The sequence below is a fragment of the Thiovibrio sp. JS02 genome, assembly GCF_053485635.1.
In genome coordinates this window covers 2,191,559-2,211,478 of sequence record NZ_CM130715.1, presented here as the reverse complement: position 1 = coordinate 2,211,478, position 19,920 = coordinate 2,191,559, and the positions used below count along the sequence as shown (strand labels likewise).

The following is a 19,920-nucleotide window of genomic DNA, read 5'->3' as shown; positions in this document are numbered from 1 at the left end:
ATCCTACCGGTTGTGGTGCCTGATGAGAAAGATGCCCAGAGCGCCGGCCAGGAGGTGGATGGCCCAGGAGGCAACGCCTGGCGGAAGATAGGCGGTCCTGGCCAGGGATTGGCTGGCGCTCCAGGCGCCCCAGGCGGCAAAGGCCATGGCGCAGCTGACCGGAATGGCGAGGGCGAGGTCGCGGCCCCGGGTTTTATGCACCATGAGCAGGACCGGGATGCCTACGAGCAGCAGGGGAATTCCCAGGAAGACATAGGAAAAGCGCCGGTGAAACTCCAGCCAGGCGGCGCCGCCCGGTGACTCGCTGGCCAGGGCTTCCGCGAGGAGGGCGCTGTAGGAGAGCTGCCTGATCTTATACTCCGGCATGAAGAATTCATCCGGTGTCTCGCCAAAGGGATAGGTGAGGGCGCGGAAATGTTTGACGCGGAACCTGCCTTCGGCAGTGCGTTCCTTGAGCTGGCCGTTTTTGAAGTGCCAGCTGTTGTCTTTGAATGAGGCCCGATTCGCGGTGAGCAGGGTTTTTAAGCCGTGCTCCGCGTCAAAGCCGGTGTAGGTGAAGTTCCTGAATTCGTTTTTGGCGGGGTTGGGACGGACAAAGGAGAAGATGCCGTCCTGCCCCCGGAAATAGGTATAGCCGTTGCGGATGATTCCCTTGGGGATCTGCCGGTTGACCTCTTCGTACCAGATCCGGTCCGTGGCGGTCATGGTGGGCGGGAGAACCCACTGGCCCACCATGACGGTGAGCAGGGTGAAAAAGGCGGCGGCGATGATGAGTGGCCGGATGATCCGCACCACGCTGATGCCGCCGGCCATGAGGGCCATGAATTCGAAATGGTGGTTGAGCACTCCCAGGGTGATGATGCCGGCGAGCAGGAGGCAGACGGGGATGAGCTGCTCGTACATGAAGGGCACTTTGAGCAGGAGGTATTGCACGGCCAGCCCCACGCTTTTCTTGGCGGCGAGAAAGTTGTCCACCCGTTCGAAAAAATCCACCAGCAGATAGATGGTGAGCAGCGAGCAAAGCACCAGGAGGAGGTTCTTGCTGAATTGGGTGATGAGGTAACGGTCCAGCAGCTTCATCATCATTTCCCCCTGGCCTTGCCGCCGGGCAGGCGGGCGATGAGTTCCAGGCCGCGGCTGAGGAGGCGGTCAAAAAAGAACCGGCTCGATTCGTTGGCCACCTGGCGGGTCAGGAAAAAGGTGAAGAGGGCGATCAGCACGTTGGGCAGCCAGACCCCGACGAAAACGGGCCATTTGCCGCCTTCGCAGCCCGCTTTCCCAGCGGTGAAGAGGATGTAATAGATGATGAAGCAGGCGAGGCCCAGAGGCACTCCGACGGGCCGGCGGCCGGGCCGGGAAAGCATGGCCAGCGAGAGGCCGAGCACCGAGAGGATGAAGCAGCCGACCGGCAGGGCCATGCGGGTATGGTACTCGATGAGCAGGGGCAGGCCCTTGTCGCTCTTCGCGCCGAATTTTTTCGCCATTGCCAGAAGCTGCGCCTGGGTCATGCCGTTCTTGCCGACATCGTGTACCGAGGTGCCGGCGATCTCCGCCGGCGTGGTGATGGGCAGGTTGAGCTGGTAGCGGTCGAAATGGATGGTCTGGGTCACATCGCCGCTGGCCCGGTTCATGGTGCCGTCCGCCAGGTTGAGGCGCAGCTGCATCGCCTCCATCCTGGTGGTGAGGCTGCCGCTTTTCGCGACAATGGTGAGGGGCGTTTTTTCATGGCGCAGATCCGAGAGGTAGACTCCCTGCCACTGCTTGCTGACCGGATCGACGGCGTCGACATAGAGCACCACCTTGCTCAGTCCCTCGCTGAACTGCCGGGGCTGGATGCCTCTGTCGATCTTTTCCTTGGCCAGCTTGAAGAAAAGATTTTTCATGGCCACCGTGCCTTGGGGGATCAGGGAGACGGCGGAAAAGTAGGCGAGGAGGGCGGTGGCCAGGGAAACGGCGATCACCGGCGGCAGCAGACGGAGCAGGCCGATGCCGCCGGCCTTCAGGGCCATCACTTCGTTGTCGCCCACCATGCGGGTGATGGCGATGATCACCCCCATCATGCTGGCCATGGGGATGGAAAAGAGCATCAGTTTGGGGAGGATGTAGGCGCACATCCGCAAAAAATCGGCCGCGCCGATGCCGAAGCCGAAAATGCTGTCCAGCAGCGGGACAAGCCGGCCCAGGAAGAGGATGCCGTTCAGGACAAGAAAGCTCGCGAAAAAGGGGGCGAGGATCTCGGTGGCGATGTATGTGTAGAGCAGGAGCGGCATCGTGCTGAAACGGTTCCGGAAAATGTGTTTTAAGTTTGCCGGGGCCCAGTGGGGACCGGAATTCTGAAATGTATCACAAGTTGCGGGGGGCGGCATCTTTTATTTCCGGAAAACCCAGTGGCCGCAGGGGCTCCGGCCGGTATGCCCCTGGAAATGCTCAGCGGGGGAAGAGAGGGATTTTTTTTGCCAGGGCATATCCCGCCATCACCAGGGCGAGGCCGAAGACATTGCTGAGCGACAGGTAGAGCAGGGCGCTTTTCCACTCCCCTGCCTCGTAGAGCTGGGTCGTTTCCCTGGCAAAGGTGGAGAAGGTGGTGAAGCCGCCCAGGAAACCGGTGAAGATGAAGAGGCGCCACTCGTTGGCCAGCCGGGTTCCCTCGAAGGCGCTCCAGAGAAAGCCGATCAAGAGGCAGCCGGCCAGGTTGGCCGCCAGGGTGCCGAGTGGAAACTCCGGCCCGTTCGGCCGCTGGACGAGGAGAAAAACAGCGTAGCGCAGCAGGGCGCCCAGGCCGCCGCCCACGGCAATGGCCATAATCTTGAGCATGGGATATCCTTATGTCAGTCCGTCGAAAAAGGCATCCCTGGCTTTTTCAACCGCTGGTTGGCCAAAGAAAATTCGGCGCCACATCCTGTGCCGCCAACAGCCCGTTTTCCAAGGGGCTGCTCTCCATAATGTTTCCCAACCAATACCATTGCGCCGGCGGAACGTCAACGGCATGGGGGCGGGAGGGCGGACATTTTTTTGCGGACTTTTTTGTCCCTCCGGCATAGTATGTGCGGCATTGAGAAAACGGAACAATGCTTTTTTACGGAGTATGACCATGTCTTTTCCCATTGTGCGCGTCATCCCGGTTGAAGCCTCCCCACCCAGCCTGCGGGATAACACCGGCGACATCGACCGCCTGAAAAAGGCTTTGCTGCCGTCCCTTGACGGCGTTTCCCCCCTGGTGCCCTATCCGCGGCTGGCCCCGGTCGCCACGGCTTTTCGGGCGGCCGGCTTCCAGGGGCTGGCTCTTCTCAACGATATGCCGGGCGGCCCCCTGCTGGTCGATTTCCTGCCGGCCGCGCCGCGGATTGTCGCCGGCATGGCCCTTGATCTGGGCACCACCCACCTGGAGGCGAGCCTGCTCGATCTGGCCTCCGGCAAGGTCATGGCCAGGGCCAACCGGGAAAACAGCCAGATCCGCCATGGCGCGGATATCCTGAGCCGGATTCATTTCGCCGGCAAGGGCAACGGCCTGGCCCGCCTCCATGCCGGGATCATCGACGACGTCAACCGGCTGGCCGCGGAGCTGGCCGGCGCCGCCGGACTTGAGCCCGCCGGCATCCGGGCCCTCTCGGTTTCCGGCAACACCACCATGGTGCATTTCTTCCTGAACATCGACCCGTATCATATCTGCCGGGAGCCCTATATCCCCATGGTCAACGCCCCGGATCCCTGTCTGGCCGCCGACCTTGCCCTCGCCATCCATCCGGCCGCGCCGGTCTGGCTGCTGCCCAGCGTGGGCAGTTATTTCGGCGGCGACCTCATTTCCGGGGTGCTGGCCAGCGGCCTTGACCTGGGCGAGCAGACCAGCATGCTCATCGACGTGGGCACCAACGCCGAGGTGATCGTCGGCAACCGCGAATGGCTCATCGCCTGCGCCGGCGCCGCCGGCCCCGCCCTGGAAGGCGGCGTGGCCCGCATGGGAATGCGGGCGGGCCCGGGCGCCATCGAGCATGTGGCAATCGAGCCGGAAACAAAGGCGATCCGTTACGCCACCATCGGCAACGCCAAGCCCAGGGGCATCTGCGGCTCCGGCATCATCGATCTGGTGGCCGAACTCTATCTCTCCCGGCAGATCGACATCCGGGGCAAGTTCCGGCCGCAGGCCGCGGGGGACCGCCTGCTTGAGGGCGACGAGGGCAGGATGTTCGTGGTGGTGCCGGGAGAAGAGTCGGCGGATGGCCGGCCGGTGGTGCTTTCCCAGGTGGATCTCGACGCGCTCATGCGCTCCAAGGCGGCCATGTACGCCATCCTCACCACCCTGCTCAATCAGGTCGGGGTCGGCTTTGCCGAACTGCACCGCATCTATGTGGCCGGCGCTTTCGGCCGCCATATCGCCCCCAGGCAGGCCATCGTCCTGGGCATGCTGCCGGATCTGCCCCTTGCCACCTATGAGCCGGTGGGCAACAGCTCCCTGGCCGGTGCCGAACTGGTGCTGCTCGATGACGGCGCGCGCTCGCGCTGTCTGGCCCTGGGGAAAAAAATCACCTACATCGAGCTGAACGTCAATCAGGAGTTCATGATCCGTTTTTCCGGTTCCCGCTTCATCCCCCACACCGACCACGGCCTCTTTCCCTCGGTGCCGTTTTTCGAGGGGGATTGAGGCGGTCGGCTAAATTTTGAATTTTTTCCCTTGATGTGGTAAAGAGTGTAATTTCTTTGCCAAGAATGCCCCTGGGCATGGGTCGCCTTTTCGGGCGGTGAGGTGCGTGCGTGAACGAAAAAGAGAATCCGGAACTCCCGAAGAAACGGCTGTCGAACAAGAAGAAGACCGCCAAGGAGCGTCTGCAGGAGTTCTGGTCCATCTTCAGCAAGGAGGATGACGTCCTGGTGGTGATCAATGCCGACCCTGACGCCATCGCCAGCGCCATGGCGGTGAAGCGGCTCCTGCGCTACCGGGTGAAAAACGTCACCATCGCCTACCCCAACGAGATCCGCCGCCTCAACAACGTGGTCATGATGGATCTGTTGAAGATTCCCATGGAGCGGCTGCACACGGTCAAGGTCGGTGAGTACACCAAGAAGGTGATGCTCGATTCCCAGCCCACCCACCTGCCCGCTTTCGAGAATATCCAGTTTGACGTGGTCATCGACCACCATCCCGCCACCAAGGGTTGGGTGGCGACCTTTGTCGACATCCGCAAGGAGTGGGGGGCGACCGCCTCCATGCTGGTCGAATACCTGCGGGCCGCCAGTTTGAAGCCCTCCGTGGCCCTGGCCACCGCCCTTTTTTACGCCATCAAGGTGGATACCCAGAATTTCGAGAAAAAGGCCACCCTCTCCGACGCCATTTCCTTTCGCTACCTCTTCAACCACGCCAACATGAATCTGGTGCGCAAGATCGAGCTTTCCTCCCTCAGGCGCAGCGAAATCAATTATTTCAAGAGCGCCCTCAATGAGATGAAGGTGAGCAAGGAGCGTCTTTACGCCCATCTCGGCCGGGTGCCCAGCCCGGACGTCCTGGTGCTCATCGCCGATTTTTTCAATCAGGTCCATGACGTTGCCTGGGTCTTTGTTTCCGGCCTGCACAACGACAAGCTGGTGGTGATTTTCCGTTGTGACGGCTACAAGAAGAACGCCGGCCGCCTGGCGGAAAAGATGTTCAACGAGATCGGGTCCGCGGGCGGGCACCGGCAGGCGGCCCGCGCCGAGGTGCCGCTCAGGAACCTGCCCGGGGAGATGCAGGATTTTTCCACCCGCACCCTGATGCGCCTGACCACCAAACACTTCAAATAGCCCCCTGGAAAATATTTTTTCAATTCTCTCTCCTTGTCTTGCTTTTTGGCGGAACGCTTTTCATAATAACCGGGAAGACGGCTCTTTTTTCGCAAAGGCAGGGTTTCATTCCAGTTTACAACCAGGGGCTCCATGAAACTAAAACCGAAAGTTCTGGCCATGATCCTCGCCGGCGGCCGCGTCGATGAGCTGAACGTGCTCACCGCCTACCGGCCCAAGTCGGCCGTCCCCTTCGGCGGCTTCGCCCGGGTGATCGACTTTCCCCTGAGCAATCTCATGCACTCCGGCCTCGAACTGGTGGCGATCCTGAGCCAGTACCGGAGCTTTTCCCTGATCAACCATATCGGCATCGGCGCGGCCTGGGACATGACCGGCCGGCATCGCGGAGTCTTCATCCTGCCGCCCTTTCAGGGCTCGGGCCAGAGCAGCTGGTACCGCGGTTCCGCCGACGCCATCTACCAGAATCTCGATTTTGTCCATTACCACGATCCCGAAACCATCCTCATCCTCTCCGGCGACCATGTCTACCAGATGGATTACCGGGAAATCCTCACCTATCACAAGGAAAAGGACGCCGATCTCACCATTGCCTGCCTGCAGGTGCCCATGCCCGAGGCGAGCCGCTTCGGGGTGGCGGAGATCGACTCCGAGGACGGAGAGCGGGGCGGCCGTGTCCTCCGCTACCAGGAGAAACCGACAAGCCCCAGTTTCAACTGGGCCTCGCTCACCGTTTACTGCTTCAAACCTTCCGTGCTTTACGAAGTGCTGGAGGATAATGCCCGCGAGGACGAATCCTTCGAATTCGGCCGGGACATCATCCCCAGGCTCATGGCGGCCCAGCGCAAGGTTTACGGCTTCAAGTTCTACGGCTACTGGGGGTATACCCGGACCATTGCCGAATACTGGCAGACCAGCATGGATCTGCTCGGACCCGCGCCCAAGGTCGGCCTCGCCAACTGGGGCATCCGTACCAACCTTGAACACCGGGCCCTCCGCGATTACCAGCCGCTCAAGGTGGGGGATCAGGGCAGCATCGACAACAGCCTGGTCTATAACGGCTGCGTGGTGGAAGGGCGGGTGGAAAATTCCATCCTCTTTCCCGGCGTCCATGTCAAGGCCGGGGCGGTGGTGAAGAATTCGGTGCTCTTTTTCGACAACCTCATCGGCCACAACGCCGTGCTCGACAAGGTGGTGAGCGACGTCAACGTCAAGATCGGCGCGGGCGCCCGCGTCGGCGCCGAGGGGGCGCCTGGCGGCAAGGAGGTGACGGTGCTGGGCTGGAACAACAGCATTCCCGACGGCCTGGTCATCGGCTCGGGCTGCACCCTGCACCCGAATCTGCGGCCGGAAAGGCTGGCCGCCGAAATCAAGAGCGGCGAGGTGGTCCGATGATGAACCGAGACGATACCCTGGTGCTTCTCCTGGCCGGCGGGGTGGGCAGCCGCCTGAATATCCTGGTCCAGACCCGCGCCAAGCCGGCCGTGCCTTTTGCCGGCTTCTACCGGATCATCGATTTTTCCTTAAGCAACGTGATGAACTCGGGCTTGAGTCAGGTGGGGGTCCTCACCCAGTACAAGCCCCTTTCCCTGATGCGCCACCTTGGCACCGGCGAGGCCTGGGACTTTACCGGCCGCACCCGGGGGGTGAAGATCCTGCCGCCCCGCACCGGCTTCAAGGATTCGGACTGGTACAAAGGCACCGCCGACGCCGTGCGCCAGAATATCGACTTCATCCGGGCGCACCCTTCCCGGGAGATCGTCATTCTCTCCGGCGATCACATCTACCGGATGGACCTGGACGACATGCTGCGCTTCCACCGCCGCAAGCAGGCGGACGTGACCATCGCCATGATGGTGGTGCCGCTTTCCGAGATCCATCAGTTCGGCGCCGGGATTACCGACGAGGAGGGCCGCATCGTCGAATGGGAGGAGAAGCCCAGGGTGCCGCGCACCGATCTGGCCTCCATGGGTATCTATGTCTTCGATACCGAGTACCTGCTCCGGATCCTCGAAGAGGACCGCGAGGAGGTGGATTTCGGCATGCATCTTATTCCCAAGGCCATCGAGCGGGACAATGTCTTTGCCTATCCCTTCCGGGGCTACTGGCGGGACGTGGGCACGATCCAGGCCTACTGGGAGGCCAACATGGACGTCATCCGCTCCGGATCGGAGATTTCCCCCCAGGCCTGGGGGATCCGGCCGAACCCCTATGCGGACGGCCTTGCCTCCGACCGTTGCCCGGCCCGTTTCGTGAGCGGCTGCCAGGTGCAGGGCTCCATGATTTCCGCCGGCTGCGTCGTCGAAGGCCGGGTGATCAACTCGATGCTTTCTCCCGGGGTCAAGGTGGGAAAAGGCGTGCTGGTCAAGGATTCCATCATCTTCCATGACTGCGTGCTCGAAGAGGACGCGGTGGTCGATCTGGCCATTCTCGACAAACGGGTTCTGGTCGGCCCGGGGGCGGTGGTCGGTTCCGGCGAGGACAGGGAGACCCCCAACAAGGTTTACCCAAAGCATCTCTACACCGGCATCACCATGATCGGCAAGGAGGTGGTGGTGCCCGCCGGGGCGGTGATCGGCCGCAACTGCGTGGTGGAACCCTACCGCAAGGCAGAGGATTTCCCGAGCCTGCGGCTCGCGACCGGGGAAACCATCTGATCGCACAAGGCCGGGCCCCCTCGGGGGGCCGGCCAGGTATTCAGCAGTGGCGCGGGACCCTTGCGTCTCCCCCCGGCCGGTCCAGGCCGGGAAAGTGTTTCCGGAAGAACCCGCCCTTGCGGCCGCGGCGGTTGCTGGCCAGGCCGTGGAGAAAAATCGCGGTCAAGCCGGGGGCGGCTCGCAGATTCCCTCTTTCTGGGCTATTTTGCTGCGGATTTTGAGCTTGGAGAGGCCGAAGCGGATGATGGAGGACATGTCCTCGGAAGCATCCACGCTCTTGCTGATCAGGCCCAGCGCCTCCTGTCTGTTGAGATTCATGATGGGGCCATAGTGGAGGAGCAGCTCGCTCAGCTCCAGGTCGGATCCGTAGCAGATGATCCAGGTGAGGCGGTTGCAGAAGGCGGCCACGTTGAGCAGATAGATCTGGGAATCGAATTTGTTGGTGGGTTTGGGCGGGTTGTCCGTCATGCTGAGGATGATTTTTTCGGAAAAATTCCAGAAGCGGGCGATCTCCATGCCGATTTTGGTGAAGGTCAGGTCATTGAGCACGGTTTTGGCGGCAAACTCATCGGAGTAGCCGCGGTCGATCAGCTCCTGGGCCTTGCGGTAAAGTTCCGGCATGTAGACCAGGATGATGATCTTGCCCAGTTCGTGGAGCAGGGTGCAGATGAAGACCTCCTCCTCCGGCACCTTGATCTTCTTGACCGTGCAGAGGATTTTCGCCTCGGTGGCGCTGACGAAGCATTTTGCCAGGAGCTTGCTGATCTCTTCCTTTTCCACCCCCGCCTTGAGAAAATCCTCGAACAGGGCCAGGGTCACCGCCAGTTCCTTCAGGGTGTTGATGCCCACCGCGGTGATCGCCCGGCTGACGCTGGTGACCGGAACTCCCCTGCTGTAATAGGCCGAGTTGACCACCTGCAGGAGCTTGGTGGTAAGGGAGGCGTCCTTGAGGATGACGTTGGCGATCTCCTGCGCCGTGCTCTTGCCGTTGTGCAGCAGGCTGATCAGTTCCCGCACATGGTCGCCCATGGCGGGGAGTTCGCTCATGTTGACCTTGCTGAAGACATCGGCCAGGGTTTTGTTGGCATCTCGGCTGCTCGGCATATTCATGGCTGTTGCCGCGGTTTTTTCTTTCTTGGTCAGGAGAAAGCCTACGGCTGCTGGTTTTTTCCGGCCCGGGCACGGCGGCCCGCGGCGCGGTTCGTAAAAAAAAGGAGGGCGGACGTCGGGCGTGCGCAACCATACGATTGTACCCGTTCTCTTGTCAGGCCGCAAAAAAAATGTGTAACAGCTGGTCCCGCCAAAAGAAAAGATCGCAACGATCCGCATGTCCACCATTCCCGAAAAGAGGCGCGGGCGAGGGCGGGGAAGGCTTGTTTATTTCTTTTTGAAGAACCCGGGATGATGATCCTTGGCGCACTCTTCGCAGATGCTGTGGCTGAATTCGACCTCGGCGTGGCTGCGGATGTAGCTTTCCAACTGATTCCAGTAGCCCTTGTCGTCTCTGATTTTTTTGCAGTAGGAGCAGATCGGTAAAAGCCCGCTCAAGCGCTTGACCTTGGCCAGGGCGGATTGCAATTCCTGGATGAGACGGTCCTTGCCTTTTTCCGCCATCTTGCGCAGGGTCATGTCCCGGGCGATCTCCACCACCGCGATTACCTTGCCCGAGGAGTCCCTGAGCGGGGCGGCGGTGATTTCCACATGTTTTTCCCCGTGTTCGGTGAGCATGATCTTTTCCGCGCTGTGGATCTTGCCGTCGGCAAACACCTTTGCCGCATGGCAATCGTCGCAGCGCTTGTTCTGGAACTGGTAGGCGGAGTAGCAGGTCTTGCCCGCGTTGTCGCCCCAGAACTTTCTGGCGGTTTCGTTCTCGTACCGGATAACGAGTTTTTCATCAACGATGCAGAAGGGATCACCCAGGCTGGCCAGAACCTCTTCCGCCTGGGTCAGGATGGACCCATGGCTGCAGAAATCGTTTTCAGGGCCTTCGGCGCCGCCGTTTTTGCTCGCGTCCTTGATGATGACGGCGCAGAAACCCGGCGTCGGGGAATAGACCTGGATGTCATAATAACGGTCCTTGCCGAGATGGTAGCCTTTGAAGACCTTCTGGCTGCCTGTGGCGGCCGCCTCGCGAAGGAGTTCGGACAGAGGCAGGGCGTGGGCGAAGTCCCGGGGCAGCTCCTTGCCGTCGATATCGGCGTGGTTGAGGCCGAGCAGGTCGCAAAACGGCTTGTTGACGATGGCGCCCTTGAACCCCCTGACGGCGTTCTTGCCGTCACGGAGTATTTCCACGGCGAGCAGGCCGCAGCAGATGTTGTCCGCGAGGGAGGCGTAGAGCTTATGGAATACATCCGGGGCGGAAGGTGGTCCAGAGGGGGGTTGCAAAGAGCTCTCCTGTATTCGTTCGTGTCGGTCGGCAAGATTTTTCTTCAAGGGGCAGCGCGTTGCTCTGTTACGCCAGTCAGGTGAAGCTCTTCGATCGTGTTTGCTGCTCTCGTTCTTTTGTCATCCCCCCCCGGGATCTGTGCAAAGACAATGGGATCGCCAAAAGCGATCCTGATGGAAGCCGGATCGCTTTTGTTAATACTGAATAAGGGAGGGGATGGCAATACGGAAAAAATACGGGGTTCCGGGCGGTTCTTTTCAGATAAGGGAAGAGAGGTGGGAGCGGAGGTTCATTTTGCGGTTTTTGATGCCCAGCTTGATCCGGAGTTTATCGCGGTAAAATTCCACAGTGCGGGCGGATATTTCAAGGAGAGTGGCCATCTCCTTGGTGGTTTTCCCCTGCTTGATGAATTCCGCCACCTGCAGTTCCCTCGGGGTGAGGCCGGAAAGGCGGGAGGAAATGGAAGCGGTGAAGGTGGAGTTGATTTTTTCCAGGTTTGCCTGCACCACATTGAGGTAGAGATCCATTTCGGTGTCGTTGATTTTCGCCCTGATCTTTTCAAGATAGGGAAAGACCAGGCGGTGCAGATTTTCGTGGATCGTGCGCTCGTGGGCGGCGATGGCCTCGGTGCTCTGCTGGAGCAAAACCTTGAGCGCGTTGTTCACCTCGGTGAGTTCCCTGGTCTTATGTTCGAGCCGGAGGGCCAGTTCTTTCTGGGAGGTGATATCCCGGCAGAGAAGGGAAATTTTTGTGATTCTGCCCCGGCCGTCCCTCACCGGGGTCATGGTGATGTCATACCACTTGCCGTTTTGCCGGTTGGCGCTCCGGTGGGGGGTGCCGGTGGCCAGCAGCTGGCGGACCGCCTCCCGGCGGGAAGCGGCAAGCTCGCTTGGCAAAAGATGCCAAAGATTCCGGCCGCGGAGCTCCCGGGCCGGGGCATCGAGGTCCGCGGCGGCAACGGCATTGGCTTCCAGGATGGTGCCGTCCGGGGCAATGAGGAGGGCGCCATCTTCGGCGCCCAGGAACAGCACCTGCGCCGCTTCTCCAGGTTCCCGCCCGGCCAGGGCGCCTTCCCGCCTGACGCCGAGGTTGCGGGTGAGCCCGCGCACCCCGATTACCTGATCAGCGGTAACCACGGGCAGGCAGTGCGTTTTCGTGTCGATCAGGGTGCCGTCTTTCTTGAGGCCGCGTCCCCTGAGCTCGTAAAGAGGGTTTTTCTCGCGCTTGAGTCTGTCGAAAATCTTCCGTTGGGCGGCCCGTTCCTCGGCCGGCAGTACCAGGGAAAAGGGGTTGCGGCCAAGGAGCTCTTCGGGCAGGTAGCCGTATACTCCCTCGCAGCCGGGTGAACAGGAAATGAGTTTGCCCTTGAGGTCGGTTTGCCAGAGCCACTCGCGGCTCAAGCCGGCAAGCGGCTCAAAGCCTCTCTGCTCCGGGAGAATACCCATGCTCATGGCGTAGCCCTTACCTGAGGCCGGCGATGAAGGGGCCCACGGCTGCCGGCCCCTTTTCTTCGACCAGGCGGATGGTGGCGGTGCCGATGACGGCAAGATCCGCCTTGCCGGTGAGTGCCGCCACGTCCTCCCTGCTGCTGATGCCGAAACCCACGGCGAGCGGCAGGTCGGTGGCCCCGCGGCAGCGGGCCAGATAGTCGTTGAAGGGCCGGTCGAACTCGGTCTTGCTGCCGGTGACGCCCCGGCGGGCAACGCAGTAGATGAAGCCCTCGCCGTGCCCGGCCAGTTCCCGCATCCTTTCCTCGCTGCTGGTGGGGGCGAAGATCTGGATGGGGGCAAGGCCATGCTCGCCGCAGAGGCGCAGGTACTCCGCCCCCTCTTCCGGAGGCAGATCGGGGACGATGAAGCCCTGCATGCCGATTTCCTTGGATTTTTTAATGAAATCACCCACCCCGTATTTGAAAAGGATGTTGTAATAGGTCATGAACAGGAAGGGGATTTGGTGACAGGCCGCCATTTCCGCGGCAAAGTCGAGACACTCCCGCACCTTGACGCCGGCGGCGATGGCTTCCTGGTTGGCCCTGAGGATCATGGGGCCGTCCGCCACCGGCTCGGAAAAGGGGATCTGCAGCTCGATCACGTCCACGCCGTTTTTCACCATCTGCCCGATCACCTCGCGGTTCACGGCAAATGAGGGGTAGCCCAGAACCAGATGGGTCATGAGCAGGATATCCTTTTGGGCCTTTCTGGCCCGGATGGTGTCAGTAAGCTGCATATTCGGCCCCCTTTTCCCGGATGAACGCCTTCCAGGAAGGATCGTCAAAGGCGTGGGCAATGGTGAAGATGTCCTTGTCGCCCCGGCCGGACTGGTTGATGATGATGGCCTGGTCAGGGGAGAGCGAACCCGCCTCCTTGAAGGCCTGGACAAAGGCGTGCGCCGATTCCAGGGCCGGGATGATGCCTTCCTTCTTGATGGTCAGGTCCAGGGCCGCCATGACCTCCTGGTCCGTGGCCGCCTCAAAGCGGACCCTGCCCTTTTCCCACAGGTCGGAGAGGATGGGGGAGACTCCGATGTAGTCAAGTCCTGCCGCCACCGAGTGGGTGTCGAGCATCTGACCGTCGGAATCCTGCAGGAACATGGTTTTGTAGCCCTGGGCCACGCCCGGGGAGGCGTCTTTCGAAGCAAGGCGCGCCGCATGCTGGCCGCTGGCAACCCCCTTGCCGCCGGCCTCCACCCCGATCAGCTCCACATCCTTTTCGTCGAGAAAGCCCTGGAAGATGCCCATGGCGTTGGAGCCGCCGCCCACGCAGGCATAGACCCTGGCCGGAAGTCCGCCGAAGGAGTGCAGGATCTGTTTCTTTGCCTCCTGGCCGATGATGGACTGGAACCAGGCCACCATCTCGGGAAAGGGATGCGGCCCGCAGACGGTGCCCATCACGTAGTGGGTGGTGTCCATGTTGGAGACCCAGTCGCGGAAGGCCTCGTTGATGGCGTCCTTCAGGGTTTTCGAGCCGGTGGTCACCGGCACCACCGTGGCGCCGAGCTTTTCCATCCAGAAGACATTGGGGCGCTGGCGATGGACATCCTCCGCCCCCATGTAGATCGTGCATGCAAAGCCGAATTTGGCGGCCATGGTGGCGGTGGCCACCCCATGCTGGCCGGCGCCGGTTTCGGCGATCACCCGTTTCTTGCCCATGCGCCTGACCAGCAAGCCCTGGCCCATGACGTTGTTGGCCTTGTGGGCGCCGGTGTGATTGAGATCCTCGCGCTTGATGTAGATCCGGGCGCCGCCGAAGTGGCGGGAGAGGTTTTCCGCGTGGGTGAGCGGGGTGGGCCGGCAGGAGTAGGAGCCCATCAGCTCCACATATTCCCGCCAGAAGGCGGGGTCTTTCCGGAGTCCCTCGTAAACCTCGCGCAGATGGCGAAAGGTTTCATAGAGCACCTCGGGGATAAAGGCCCCTCCCCACTGTCCAAAATAACCGGGTTTGTTCATCGTCGGTTCCTTCGCTGTCGGCGCATGGCCAGGTTCTGCCGGGAAATTACGGAAAAGAGATACGATACACGATCCGGGGCCGGTTCGACAAGTATTCTCGCGAGGATTTTGGTGGCTGCCTGCCGCGGCCGGCTGCATTGTACTTGACCGGACCGCCGCTGATTCCGGTTTCCCCGGGCGGAGGCGGACCGTTCGGAAAACCGCTTGACGTTTTCATATAAATGTATATTTATATCATTATGGACGTCGATCTGTTGAACTTCGAAAGGAGGCCTGACCATGCAAGAACATCTTTGTCAATGCCAAGCGACTTCGGACGAACAGGGGCCAACCGTGGCCATGAACGTGGAGATTCCCGTCGCCCTCCTCGATCAGCTCAAGGAGGCGGCGACGCTTGAGGGCAGCAGCCCGGAGGCTCTTCTGCTCTGCTACGCCCGGCAGGGGCTGCTCGGCAGCGGGGCGCTCCTGAAGCGGGGGAAGTTCGTGGAGCATGCGCGCGGCGTGCTGGAGGGACATGGGGTGCAGGCCGATGCCATTGAGGCGATTTTCAGCAAATTCCTTTATTGATGGGCAGGAGCGGCTTGATTGCGCGACGTGGGCATGGACAACCCCGGACATGAGATGAATCTGCAGAGCCTTGCCTTTCTCGCCAAGTGTCTGGCCGATGAAAACCGGCTGCGCATCCTGCTTTGCGTCAGCGAAGGGAAGAAGCCCGTCTCCCGGATCGTCGAGGAGGTCGGGTTGTCGCAACCCCTGGTGTCCCACCACCTGAAGGAGTTGAAGCGCTCCCTTCTGGTGGAGGTCGAGAGGAGCGGTCCCTTTGTTTACTACACCCTTGCCGACGCGCGGATTCTTGCGATACTCGCGGAGCTGGACGGGCTGGGAAGGGATCTGCTCAAGAGAAAAACAACCTTTGCGTGAGGAGCGTTGTCTGCGGGTATGGACGATATTCAAAAAATAGCGGACCGGATGGCTCCGGAAGAGGCCCTGACCAGCATGGCCGCCGTGGCCAGCAAACTTTTTCCCCTGGTGAGCGAGGAGATTCGCCTCCATTTCGTGGTGGGCCTCATCGGCGAGGCCGGCACCGACAAGGTGGCCAGCCTCGTGCAGCTCTGACTGGCGGAATGCATGGGCGAAGGTGTCGACCCGACCAAGATGTGTCAGAGCCTGGTGGATAAAGTTGCCCAGTCCAGGCAGCTGCGTTCGGTCACCGATCCGGAACTGCTGGTCCTCTTTGAAGACTGGCTGGAGGAGCTGGAAAACGAGGTTCTTCATTACCTGGCGCGGCATCCGGAAAGCGATGCGGCCGAGCTTGCGAGCCGGCTGGGGCTTTCGCGCAGCGGCGCCGCCTTTCTGCTTGCCAAGCTGCGGCGGGAAAGACAAACAGACGGAAAATAAGGAGGAGTCATGCGGGTGCGTTTTTTTCTGAACGAGCCGAACGGCAAGACCTGAGGCCATTTCCTGGAGATGATGCCCAGGTTGGGCGCAAAGTACGATATCGAAATTGAGGTTGTCGCGAAACCCAGGGCCGAGTACCAGACCGATGCCTATTTCGAGCTGGACCTGCCCGTGGCGCCGGCGGTAATGGTGGGCGAAGAGATCATCGCCGAAGGCAAGGATGCGGCGGAAGAGGAGGTGGAGGCCGCCATCCGCCGCCATCTCCGCGGGTAGGCGCCCTGGCCGGTACGGGAAGAAGGGGGAGGGCGCGGGGCGAATCGTCCGGAAAGAATCCGAGGGGGTGGGATGCGTAAAAAAGTTCTGGTGCTCGGCGGCTCCTTCGGCGGCCTGACCGCGGCATTCGAGGTAAAAAGGAGGTTGGGGGAGCGGGCCCGGGTGACGGTTGTCAGCAAGGAGGACCGTTTCGTCTTTCTGCCCTCCCTGCCCTGGCTGGTCACCGGCCATCGGCGGGCGGAAGATTTGAGCCTGCCGACAGGCGCCATTCTGGCCCGGCGAGGCATCCGTTTCGTGCAAGGCGCGGTCCGCGGCGTGGATCCGGCCACGATGCGCGTAACAACGGAAAATGGTTCGCACGATTACGATTATCTTGTTATTGCCACCGGGCCGCATCTGGCCTGCGAGGAGATTGCCGGTCTCGGGCCTAAAGAGGGGTATACCCACTGCATCTTCACCATGGAGCATGCCCGGAAAGCGCGGGAGGCCTGGCTGCGGCTGCTGGAAAAGCCGGGGCCGCTGGTGTTGGGGTCCACGCAGCTGGCGAGCTGTTTCGGCCCCTATTACGAACTGGCTTTCGGGCTCGATCACGAACTGCGTCGTCGCCGCATACGCCATAAGGTGCCCATCACCTATCTCACTTCGGAACCATGCCTCGGGCATATGGGCATGGGCGGCCTCGGCTCTTCCAGCCGCTTTGTCGAGGACGAATTCGCCAAGCGCGACATCAGGCACGTGGTGAATCAGGCTGTGGAGGGCGTCGAGCCTGATAACGTCCACCTGGCGGACGGGAGCAAACTGCCCTTCACGCTGGCCCTGCTGGCGCCTCCTTTCAAAGGAGTGGCAGGGGTTGCCCATCTCGGAAATCCACGCGGGTTTATCCCGGTGGATTGCTGTTATCGCCATCCACAACATGCCAATATCTTTGCCGTGGGCGTGGCCGTGGCCATGGCGCCGCGAGAGCCGACGCCAGTGCCGACCGGGGTGCCGAAGACCGGATACATGACCGTGCGGATGGCCAAGGCGGCGGCCTTCAACATTGCGGCGGATTGCAACAACAGCGCACCTGTGGCGGTGGACGACCCCGACGTCCTCTGTCTCATGGACATGGGGAACACGGGCGCGCTGATGTTCGCCCAACCGATTCAGCCGCCTCGGCAGCGGTCGTTGCTCAAAAAAGGGCGTTGGGTGCCATGGGCCAAGGCCGGATTTGAACATTATTTCCTATGGAAGATGCGGCACGGCCTGAGCCGATTGCCATAACCTGGAAAGCGCAAGCAAGAGGAACCATCATGTCTGCGAGCGACTGTACTTCTGCGGAACCCGATAAAAAAAAGCAACTGTGGCTGAGTCTGTTTTTCCTGGCCCTGCTGGCAGGAGGCTGGTTTTATTACCCGCTGGGTTATTTTCTGCTGATCTGCATGGCCGGGGCCATGCTCATCGGCGTTGTCAGGGGGAGATACTGGTGTGACTGGCTGTGTCCGCGGGGGAGCTTCTGGGATACCGTGCTCAAACGGTTCAGCCTTCGCAGGCGGGTTCCTTCCTTTTTTCGGCATCCGTTATTCCGGACCGCCTGGCTGGTGCTTCTGATGAGCATGCTGGCTCTTCAACTGCCGCCGGTCTGGGGCGATTTCGAGAAGATGGGCAAGCCCTTTGTGATGATTCTCACCATGACCACCGTGGTGGGCGTGATTTTCGGCGTCCTCTATCACGAACGCGTCTGGTGCATGTTCTGCCCCATGGGGACCATGGCCAACATCCTGGGCAGAGGGAAGATGCTTCTCAGGGTTGCGGAAGGCTGCACCGGATGCGGCGCCTGCGAAAAGGTATGCCGGATGCAGATCAATCCCGGCTCGTACAGGGAGCAGGGTCTGGTGACCGACGGCGATTGTCTGAAATGCTCACGCTGTGTGGAAAATTGCCCGCAGCAGGCTCTCGGCTTCAACGGGTGAGTGTCTGCTGCGGCGGCCTGAAGAAAACAATCAAAAAAACAGGGAGGCGTGTCATGATCGAGCTGACCGTATTTCACAGCGGCAATCCCGGCTGAACCACTTGCCAGAAGGCCACGGGCGTGGCCAGGGCAATGCAGGAGCGGTTTGGGGAGCGACTGGCGGTGAAGATCGATACCGTCAATTCCCCGGCGGCCGCCGCCTATCCCCTGAAAGGGGCTACAAACGTCTTCATCGGCATGGAATGGGTGCCCCTGGACGTGGCGACATCCCCGGAACGCATGGCATTATATCTGGAAAAAAGGCTTGCCGGCTGAGTCCGGGCCTCAATCGATCTTCGCCAGGGCCTCGGGCAGCTTGAGCCGGCAGGCGGCGGCGAAGTCCTCGGGGAAATGGCCGTTGATCCACCGGAGCTGCGCCTCGGAAAAGGCGCCCATGGAGTGGGGCAGCTTTGGCAGCAGCGCGTAGAGAAGGCGCTGGTCCCGGTCCGGGTTGTCGATGCGCTTGGCAAATTCGATGCTGGTCACCAGCCGGGCGCCCAGGGCCGCCAGGATCTGCTGGCCGATGAGCAGGGCCTTGTCCAGGGAGGCGCGGGTCGTGGCGTCCGCCTCCAGGATGTTGCCCGTCTCCTTCACCGTCATGATCTGCAGCTCCCACTGCGAGGTCTGGGCCTTGGGAACAAAGAGCATCACGTTCTCATCCTCATGGACAATCAGGCTGTCATTGCCGTTTTTCTTCCCGTCCATCCGTCTGTTGCCCCGAATTGCCGCCAGGTAGGCGCTGAAGAAAGGCCGGCCGTTTTCCTGCCTGTATCGTTCGGTAAAGTCGGCGATAAGATCGCCGCAGCCGTAGCTGGGCATGGTTTCGTCGGTAGAGAGTTCGCCATGCCGCCAGAGGGGAACCTCCCGCGGCAGCATGGCGAATTGCTGGTGGATCTGCTGGTGGGAGGCATGGAGCCGGTAGCCGCTCGCCGCGAAATCAAAGCCGTAGTTCCAGCCCCAGAGGGTGGCGTTGAAGGGCAGAGGCGCGGCATCCTGCCTGGCAAGGGCGACCATTATCCGTTTGCGCAGGCTCTCCAGTTCGCTTTCCGTCATGGCCTTGCGCGGATCAGGCAGGGGGAGCGACAGCTGCTCGGCCAGGCGGAAATAGGTGCGCTGGTAGTAGAGGTGGCGCAGGCCCCGCATGTCGGTGAGGGAAAGTTCCGCGGTGCGGTAGCGGATTGCGTCATCCGCCATGTTCGCCGCATAGTGGCCCCAGGGGATATAGCTGTTCCGGCGCAGGTATTCGAAGATGTGGCTGCCTGAGCCCGAGAATTCGCCGACGATTTCGCTGCCGCCCTGGACCCCGGGCCTGAGAACCATGACCCGTTTGTAGGCATCCGGCAGGTGGATGTTGTTGACCAGGGCCTCAAAGAGGTCGTGGTTGCGGATGCGCGGCCGCGGCCGGCCGTTTTCGTCTTTCTCGTACCGCAGGCCGGCGGGCTCCCCGCCTTCGCCGGGGAGCGGGTCGCAGCAGAGTTTCGCAAGCAGGACAAGATCCTCCGGGTCGGTGGAGGTGGCCGCCAGGGTCAGCAGCACGGTTTCGGGCAGAACCCGGAATTGGGCTCCGCGTTCCCGGGCGTCCCGGGAGGGACAGATCCTCTCCAGCGCTTGGTGCATGGAAACCGAAGGCGGGTCGGGCAGGCGGATCGCGGCCGGATCGCAAGCCCTGCTTTCCGCCCAGGATTTGCAGATAAAGGTGGCTCCCCGGAAGGGAAAGGGGTTGGCGATCTCGTAGATCCAGTCCGCCTGGGCAACCTCGACGGCGCCATCGGGGAAGTTTGCGCTGTTCAGATAAGGGCTGCCGTCGGAAAGAACGCCCAAGGGGCCCAAGAAATCGTTTTCCCGCAGGTTGGCGACCGTGTAGCTTGGCTTGTGCAGGCCATGGCTGAAATGGCCGGCCGGATGCACGCAGGAGCGATGTGTCATGACAAAGCCTCCCAAATGGGGATACAGTACTCAGGGATTTCTGCACACACTACAGGAAAAAGGCGCAGAAAAAAAG

The 19,920-nt window shown here is 61.2% G+C and carries 20 protein-coding genes; 11 read left to right on the top strand and 9 right to left on the bottom strand.

What is annotated here, in order from left to right; translation table 11 throughout:
* Window positions 1–3: 3 nt before the first annotated feature.
* From ACUUL3_RS10165 to crcB, 3 genes are all read right to left on the bottom strand, one after another.
* Complete coding sequence (locus tag ACUUL3_RS10165; RefSeq protein WP_448551006.1) at window positions 4–1,086, bottom strand: LptF/LptG family permease; 1,083 nt, start codon at window positions 1,084–1,086, stop codon at window positions 4–6.
* Entirely contained in the window at window positions 1,083–2,270 is a 1,188-nt protein-coding gene (locus ACUUL3_RS10160) for an LptF/LptG family permease (protein ID WP_448551004.1), read from the bottom strand. The genes ACUUL3_RS10165 and ACUUL3_RS10160 overlap by 4 nt, the downstream gene beginning before the upstream one ends.
* Window positions 2,271–2,427: 157 nt before the next feature.
* Window positions 2,428–2,814: a fluoride efflux transporter CrcB gene (gene crcB, locus ACUUL3_RS10155; RefSeq protein ID WP_448551002.1), complete on the bottom strand. Its 387-nt coding sequence runs from the start codon at window positions 2,812–2,814 to the stop codon at window positions 2,428–2,430.
* A gap of 277 nt (window positions 2,815–3,091) precedes the next feature.
* Between crcB and ACUUL3_RS10150 the strand changes: the two genes are divergently transcribed.
* The 4 genes from ACUUL3_RS10150 to ACUUL3_RS10135 all read left to right on the top strand — a co-directional run bounded on the left by ACUUL3_RS10150 (window position 3,092) and on the right by ACUUL3_RS10135 (window position 8,426).
* Entirely contained in the window at window positions 3,092–4,639 is a 1,548-nt protein-coding gene (locus tag ACUUL3_RS10150; RefSeq protein ID WP_448551000.1) for an ASKHA domain-containing protein, read from the top strand.
* Between the two features lie 110 nt (window positions 4,640–4,749).
* Window positions 4,750–5,772: a DHH family phosphoesterase gene (locus tag ACUUL3_RS10145; protein ID WP_448550999.1), complete on the top strand. Its 1,023-nt coding sequence runs from the start codon at window positions 4,750–4,752 to the stop codon at window positions 5,770–5,772.
* A gap of 132 nt (window positions 5,773–5,904) precedes the next feature.
* Window positions 5,905–7,164 (top strand): glucose-1-phosphate adenylyltransferase family protein, encoded by a 1,260-nt coding sequence (locus tag ACUUL3_RS10140; RefSeq protein ID WP_448550997.1) that lies wholly within the window; start codon window positions 5,905–5,907, stop codon window positions 7,162–7,164.
* On the top strand, window positions 7,161–8,426 hold the full coding sequence (locus ACUUL3_RS10135; RefSeq protein WP_448550995.1) for a glucose-1-phosphate adenylyltransferase family protein: 1,266 nt from the start codon (window positions 7,161–7,163) through the stop codon (window positions 8,424–8,426). The genes ACUUL3_RS10140 and ACUUL3_RS10135 overlap by 4 nt, the downstream gene beginning before the upstream one ends.
* Window positions 8,427–8,588: 162 nt before the next feature.
* Here the strand turns inward: ACUUL3_RS10135 and ACUUL3_RS10130 are convergent, their stop codons facing one another.
* From ACUUL3_RS10130 to trpB, 5 genes are all read right to left on the bottom strand, one after another.
* Window positions 8,589–9,536, bottom strand: a complete 948-nt coding sequence (locus ACUUL3_RS10130) for an HDOD domain-containing protein (protein WP_448550994.1) — start codon at window positions 9,534–9,536, stop codon at window positions 8,589–8,591.
* 267 nt (window positions 9,537–9,803) lie between these two features.
* Entirely contained in the window at window positions 9,804–10,811 is a 1,008-nt protein-coding gene (locus tag ACUUL3_RS10125; RefSeq protein ID WP_448550992.1) for a PAS domain-containing protein, read from the bottom strand.
* Window positions 10,812–11,069: 258 nt separating this feature from the next.
* A complete protein-coding gene (locus ACUUL3_RS10120) occupies window positions 11,070–12,263 on the bottom strand; it encodes a PAS domain-containing protein (RefSeq protein ID WP_448550991.1) in 1,194 nt (397 codons plus the stop codon).
* A gap of 10 nt (window positions 12,264–12,273) precedes the next feature.
* The gene (gene trpA / locus ACUUL3_RS10115) at window positions 12,274–13,038 is read right to left on the bottom strand and encodes a tryptophan synthase subunit alpha (protein ID WP_448550989.1); all 765 of its coding nucleotides are present in this window, start codon (window positions 13,036–13,038) and stop codon (window positions 12,274–12,276) included.
* Window positions 13,025–14,257, bottom strand: a complete 1,233-nt coding sequence (gene trpB / locus ACUUL3_RS10110) for a tryptophan synthase subunit beta (protein ID WP_448550987.1) — start codon at window positions 14,255–14,257, stop codon at window positions 13,025–13,027. Before trpB ends, trpA begins: the two co-directional genes overlap by 14 nt.
* 279 nt (window positions 14,258–14,536) lie before the next feature.
* On the opposite strand from trpB, the gene ACUUL3_RS10105 reads away from it, so the two are divergent.
* The 7 genes from ACUUL3_RS10105 to tsoX all read left to right on the top strand — a co-directional run bounded on the left by ACUUL3_RS10105 (window position 14,537) and on the right by tsoX (window position 18,194).
* Window positions 14,537–14,824: a hypothetical protein gene (locus ACUUL3_RS10105; protein WP_448550985.1), complete on the top strand. Its 288-nt coding sequence runs from the start codon at window positions 14,537–14,539 to the stop codon at window positions 14,822–14,824.
* Between the two features lie 27 nt (window positions 14,825–14,851).
* Window positions 14,852–15,178, top strand: coding sequence for an ArsR/SmtB-type metalloregulator TsoR (gene tsoR / locus ACUUL3_RS10100; protein ID WP_448556466.1), 327 nt, complete (start codon window positions 14,852–14,854; stop codon window positions 15,176–15,178).
* Between the two features lie 18 nt (window positions 15,179–15,196).
* Window positions 15,197–15,655 (top strand): LULAXC motif selenoprotein TsoA, encoded by a 459-nt coding sequence (tsoA, locus tag ACUUL3_RS10095; RefSeq protein ID WP_448550983.1) that lies wholly within the window; start codon window positions 15,197–15,199, stop codon window positions 15,653–15,655.
* A gap of 9 nt (window positions 15,656–15,664) precedes the next feature.
* Complete coding sequence (tsoC, locus tag ACUUL3_RS10090; RefSeq protein ID WP_448550981.1) at window positions 15,665–15,928, top strand: NEPxGxxU motif selenoprotein TsoC; 264 nt, start codon at window positions 15,665–15,667, stop codon at window positions 15,926–15,928.
* A gap of 72 nt (window positions 15,929–16,000) precedes the next feature.
* Window positions 16,001–17,191, top strand: coding sequence for an NAD(P)/FAD-dependent oxidoreductase (locus tag ACUUL3_RS10085; protein WP_448550979.1), 1,191 nt, complete (start codon window positions 16,001–16,003; stop codon window positions 17,189–17,191).
* Between the two features lie 29 nt (window positions 17,192–17,220).
* A complete protein-coding gene (locus ACUUL3_RS10080; protein WP_448550977.1) occupies window positions 17,221–17,880 on the top strand; it encodes a 4Fe-4S binding protein in 660 nt (219 codons plus the stop codon).
* A gap of 53 nt (window positions 17,881–17,933) precedes the next feature.
* Complete coding sequence (gene tsoX, locus ACUUL3_RS10075) at window positions 17,934–18,194, top strand: HSGNPxU motif (seleno)protein TsoX (protein WP_448550975.1); 261 nt, start codon at window positions 17,934–17,936, stop codon at window positions 18,192–18,194.
* A gap of 9 nt (window positions 18,195–18,203) precedes the next feature.
* Here the strand turns inward: tsoX and ACUUL3_RS10070 are convergent, their stop codons facing one another.
* Complete coding sequence (locus ACUUL3_RS10070) at window positions 18,204–19,844, bottom strand: hypothetical protein (protein WP_448550973.1); 1,641 nt, start codon at window positions 19,842–19,844, stop codon at window positions 18,204–18,206.
* Between the last annotated feature and the right edge of the window lie 76 nt (window positions 19,845–19,920).

Excerpts from the sequence above, each read along its gene's own strand:
- ACUUL3_RS10085 (WP_448550979.1), top strand. The coding sequence starts at position 16,001 with ATGCGTAAAAAAGTTCTGGTGCTCGGCGGCTCCTTCGGCGGCCTGACC.
- ACUUL3_RS10135 (WP_448550995.1), top strand. The coding sequence starts at position 7,161 with ATGATGAACCGAGACGATACCCTGGTGCTTCTCCTGGCCGGCGGGGTG.
- ACUUL3_RS10120 (WP_448550991.1), bottom strand. The coding sequence starts at position 12,263 with ATGAGCATGGGTATTCTCCCGGAGCAGAGAGGCTTTGAGCCGCTTGCC.
- ACUUL3_RS10130 (WP_448550994.1), bottom strand. The coding sequence starts at position 9,536 with ATGAATATGCCGAGCAGCCGAGATGCCAACAAAACCCTGGCCGATGTC.
- ACUUL3_RS10150 (WP_448551000.1), top strand. The coding sequence starts at position 3,092 with ATGTCTTTTCCCATTGTGCGCGTCATCCCGGTTGAAGCCTCCCCACCC.
- ACUUL3_RS10070 (WP_448550973.1), bottom strand. The coding sequence starts at position 19,844 with ATGACACATCGCTCCTGCGTGCATCCGGCCGGCCATTTCAGCCATGGC.
- ACUUL3_RS10160 (WP_448551004.1), bottom strand. The coding sequence starts at position 2,270 with ATGCCGCTCCTGCTCTACACATACATCGCCACCGAGATCCTCGCCCCC.
- ACUUL3_RS10105 (WP_448550985.1), top strand. The coding sequence starts at position 14,537 with ATGCAAGAACATCTTTGTCAATGCCAAGCGACTTCGGACGAACAGGGG.
- trpA (WP_448550989.1), bottom strand. The coding sequence starts at position 13,038 with ATGCAGCTTACTGACACCATCCGGGCCAGAAAGGCCCAAAAGGATATC.
- ACUUL3_RS10165 (WP_448551006.1), bottom strand. The coding sequence starts at position 1,086 with ATGATGATGAAGCTGCTGGACCGTTACCTCATCACCCAATTCAGCAAG.
- trpB (WP_448550987.1), bottom strand. The coding sequence starts at position 14,257 with ATGAACAAACCCGGTTATTTTGGACAGTGGGGAGGGGCCTTTATCCCC.
- ACUUL3_RS10080 (WP_448550977.1), top strand. The coding sequence starts at position 17,221 with ATGTCTGCGAGCGACTGTACTTCTGCGGAACCCGATAAAAAAAAGCAA.
- crcB (WP_448551002.1), bottom strand. The coding sequence starts at position 2,814 with ATGCTCAAGATTATGGCCATTGCCGTGGGCGGCGGCCTGGGCGCCCTG.
- ACUUL3_RS10140 (WP_448550997.1), top strand. The coding sequence starts at position 5,905 with ATGAAACTAAAACCGAAAGTTCTGGCCATGATCCTCGCCGGCGGCCGC.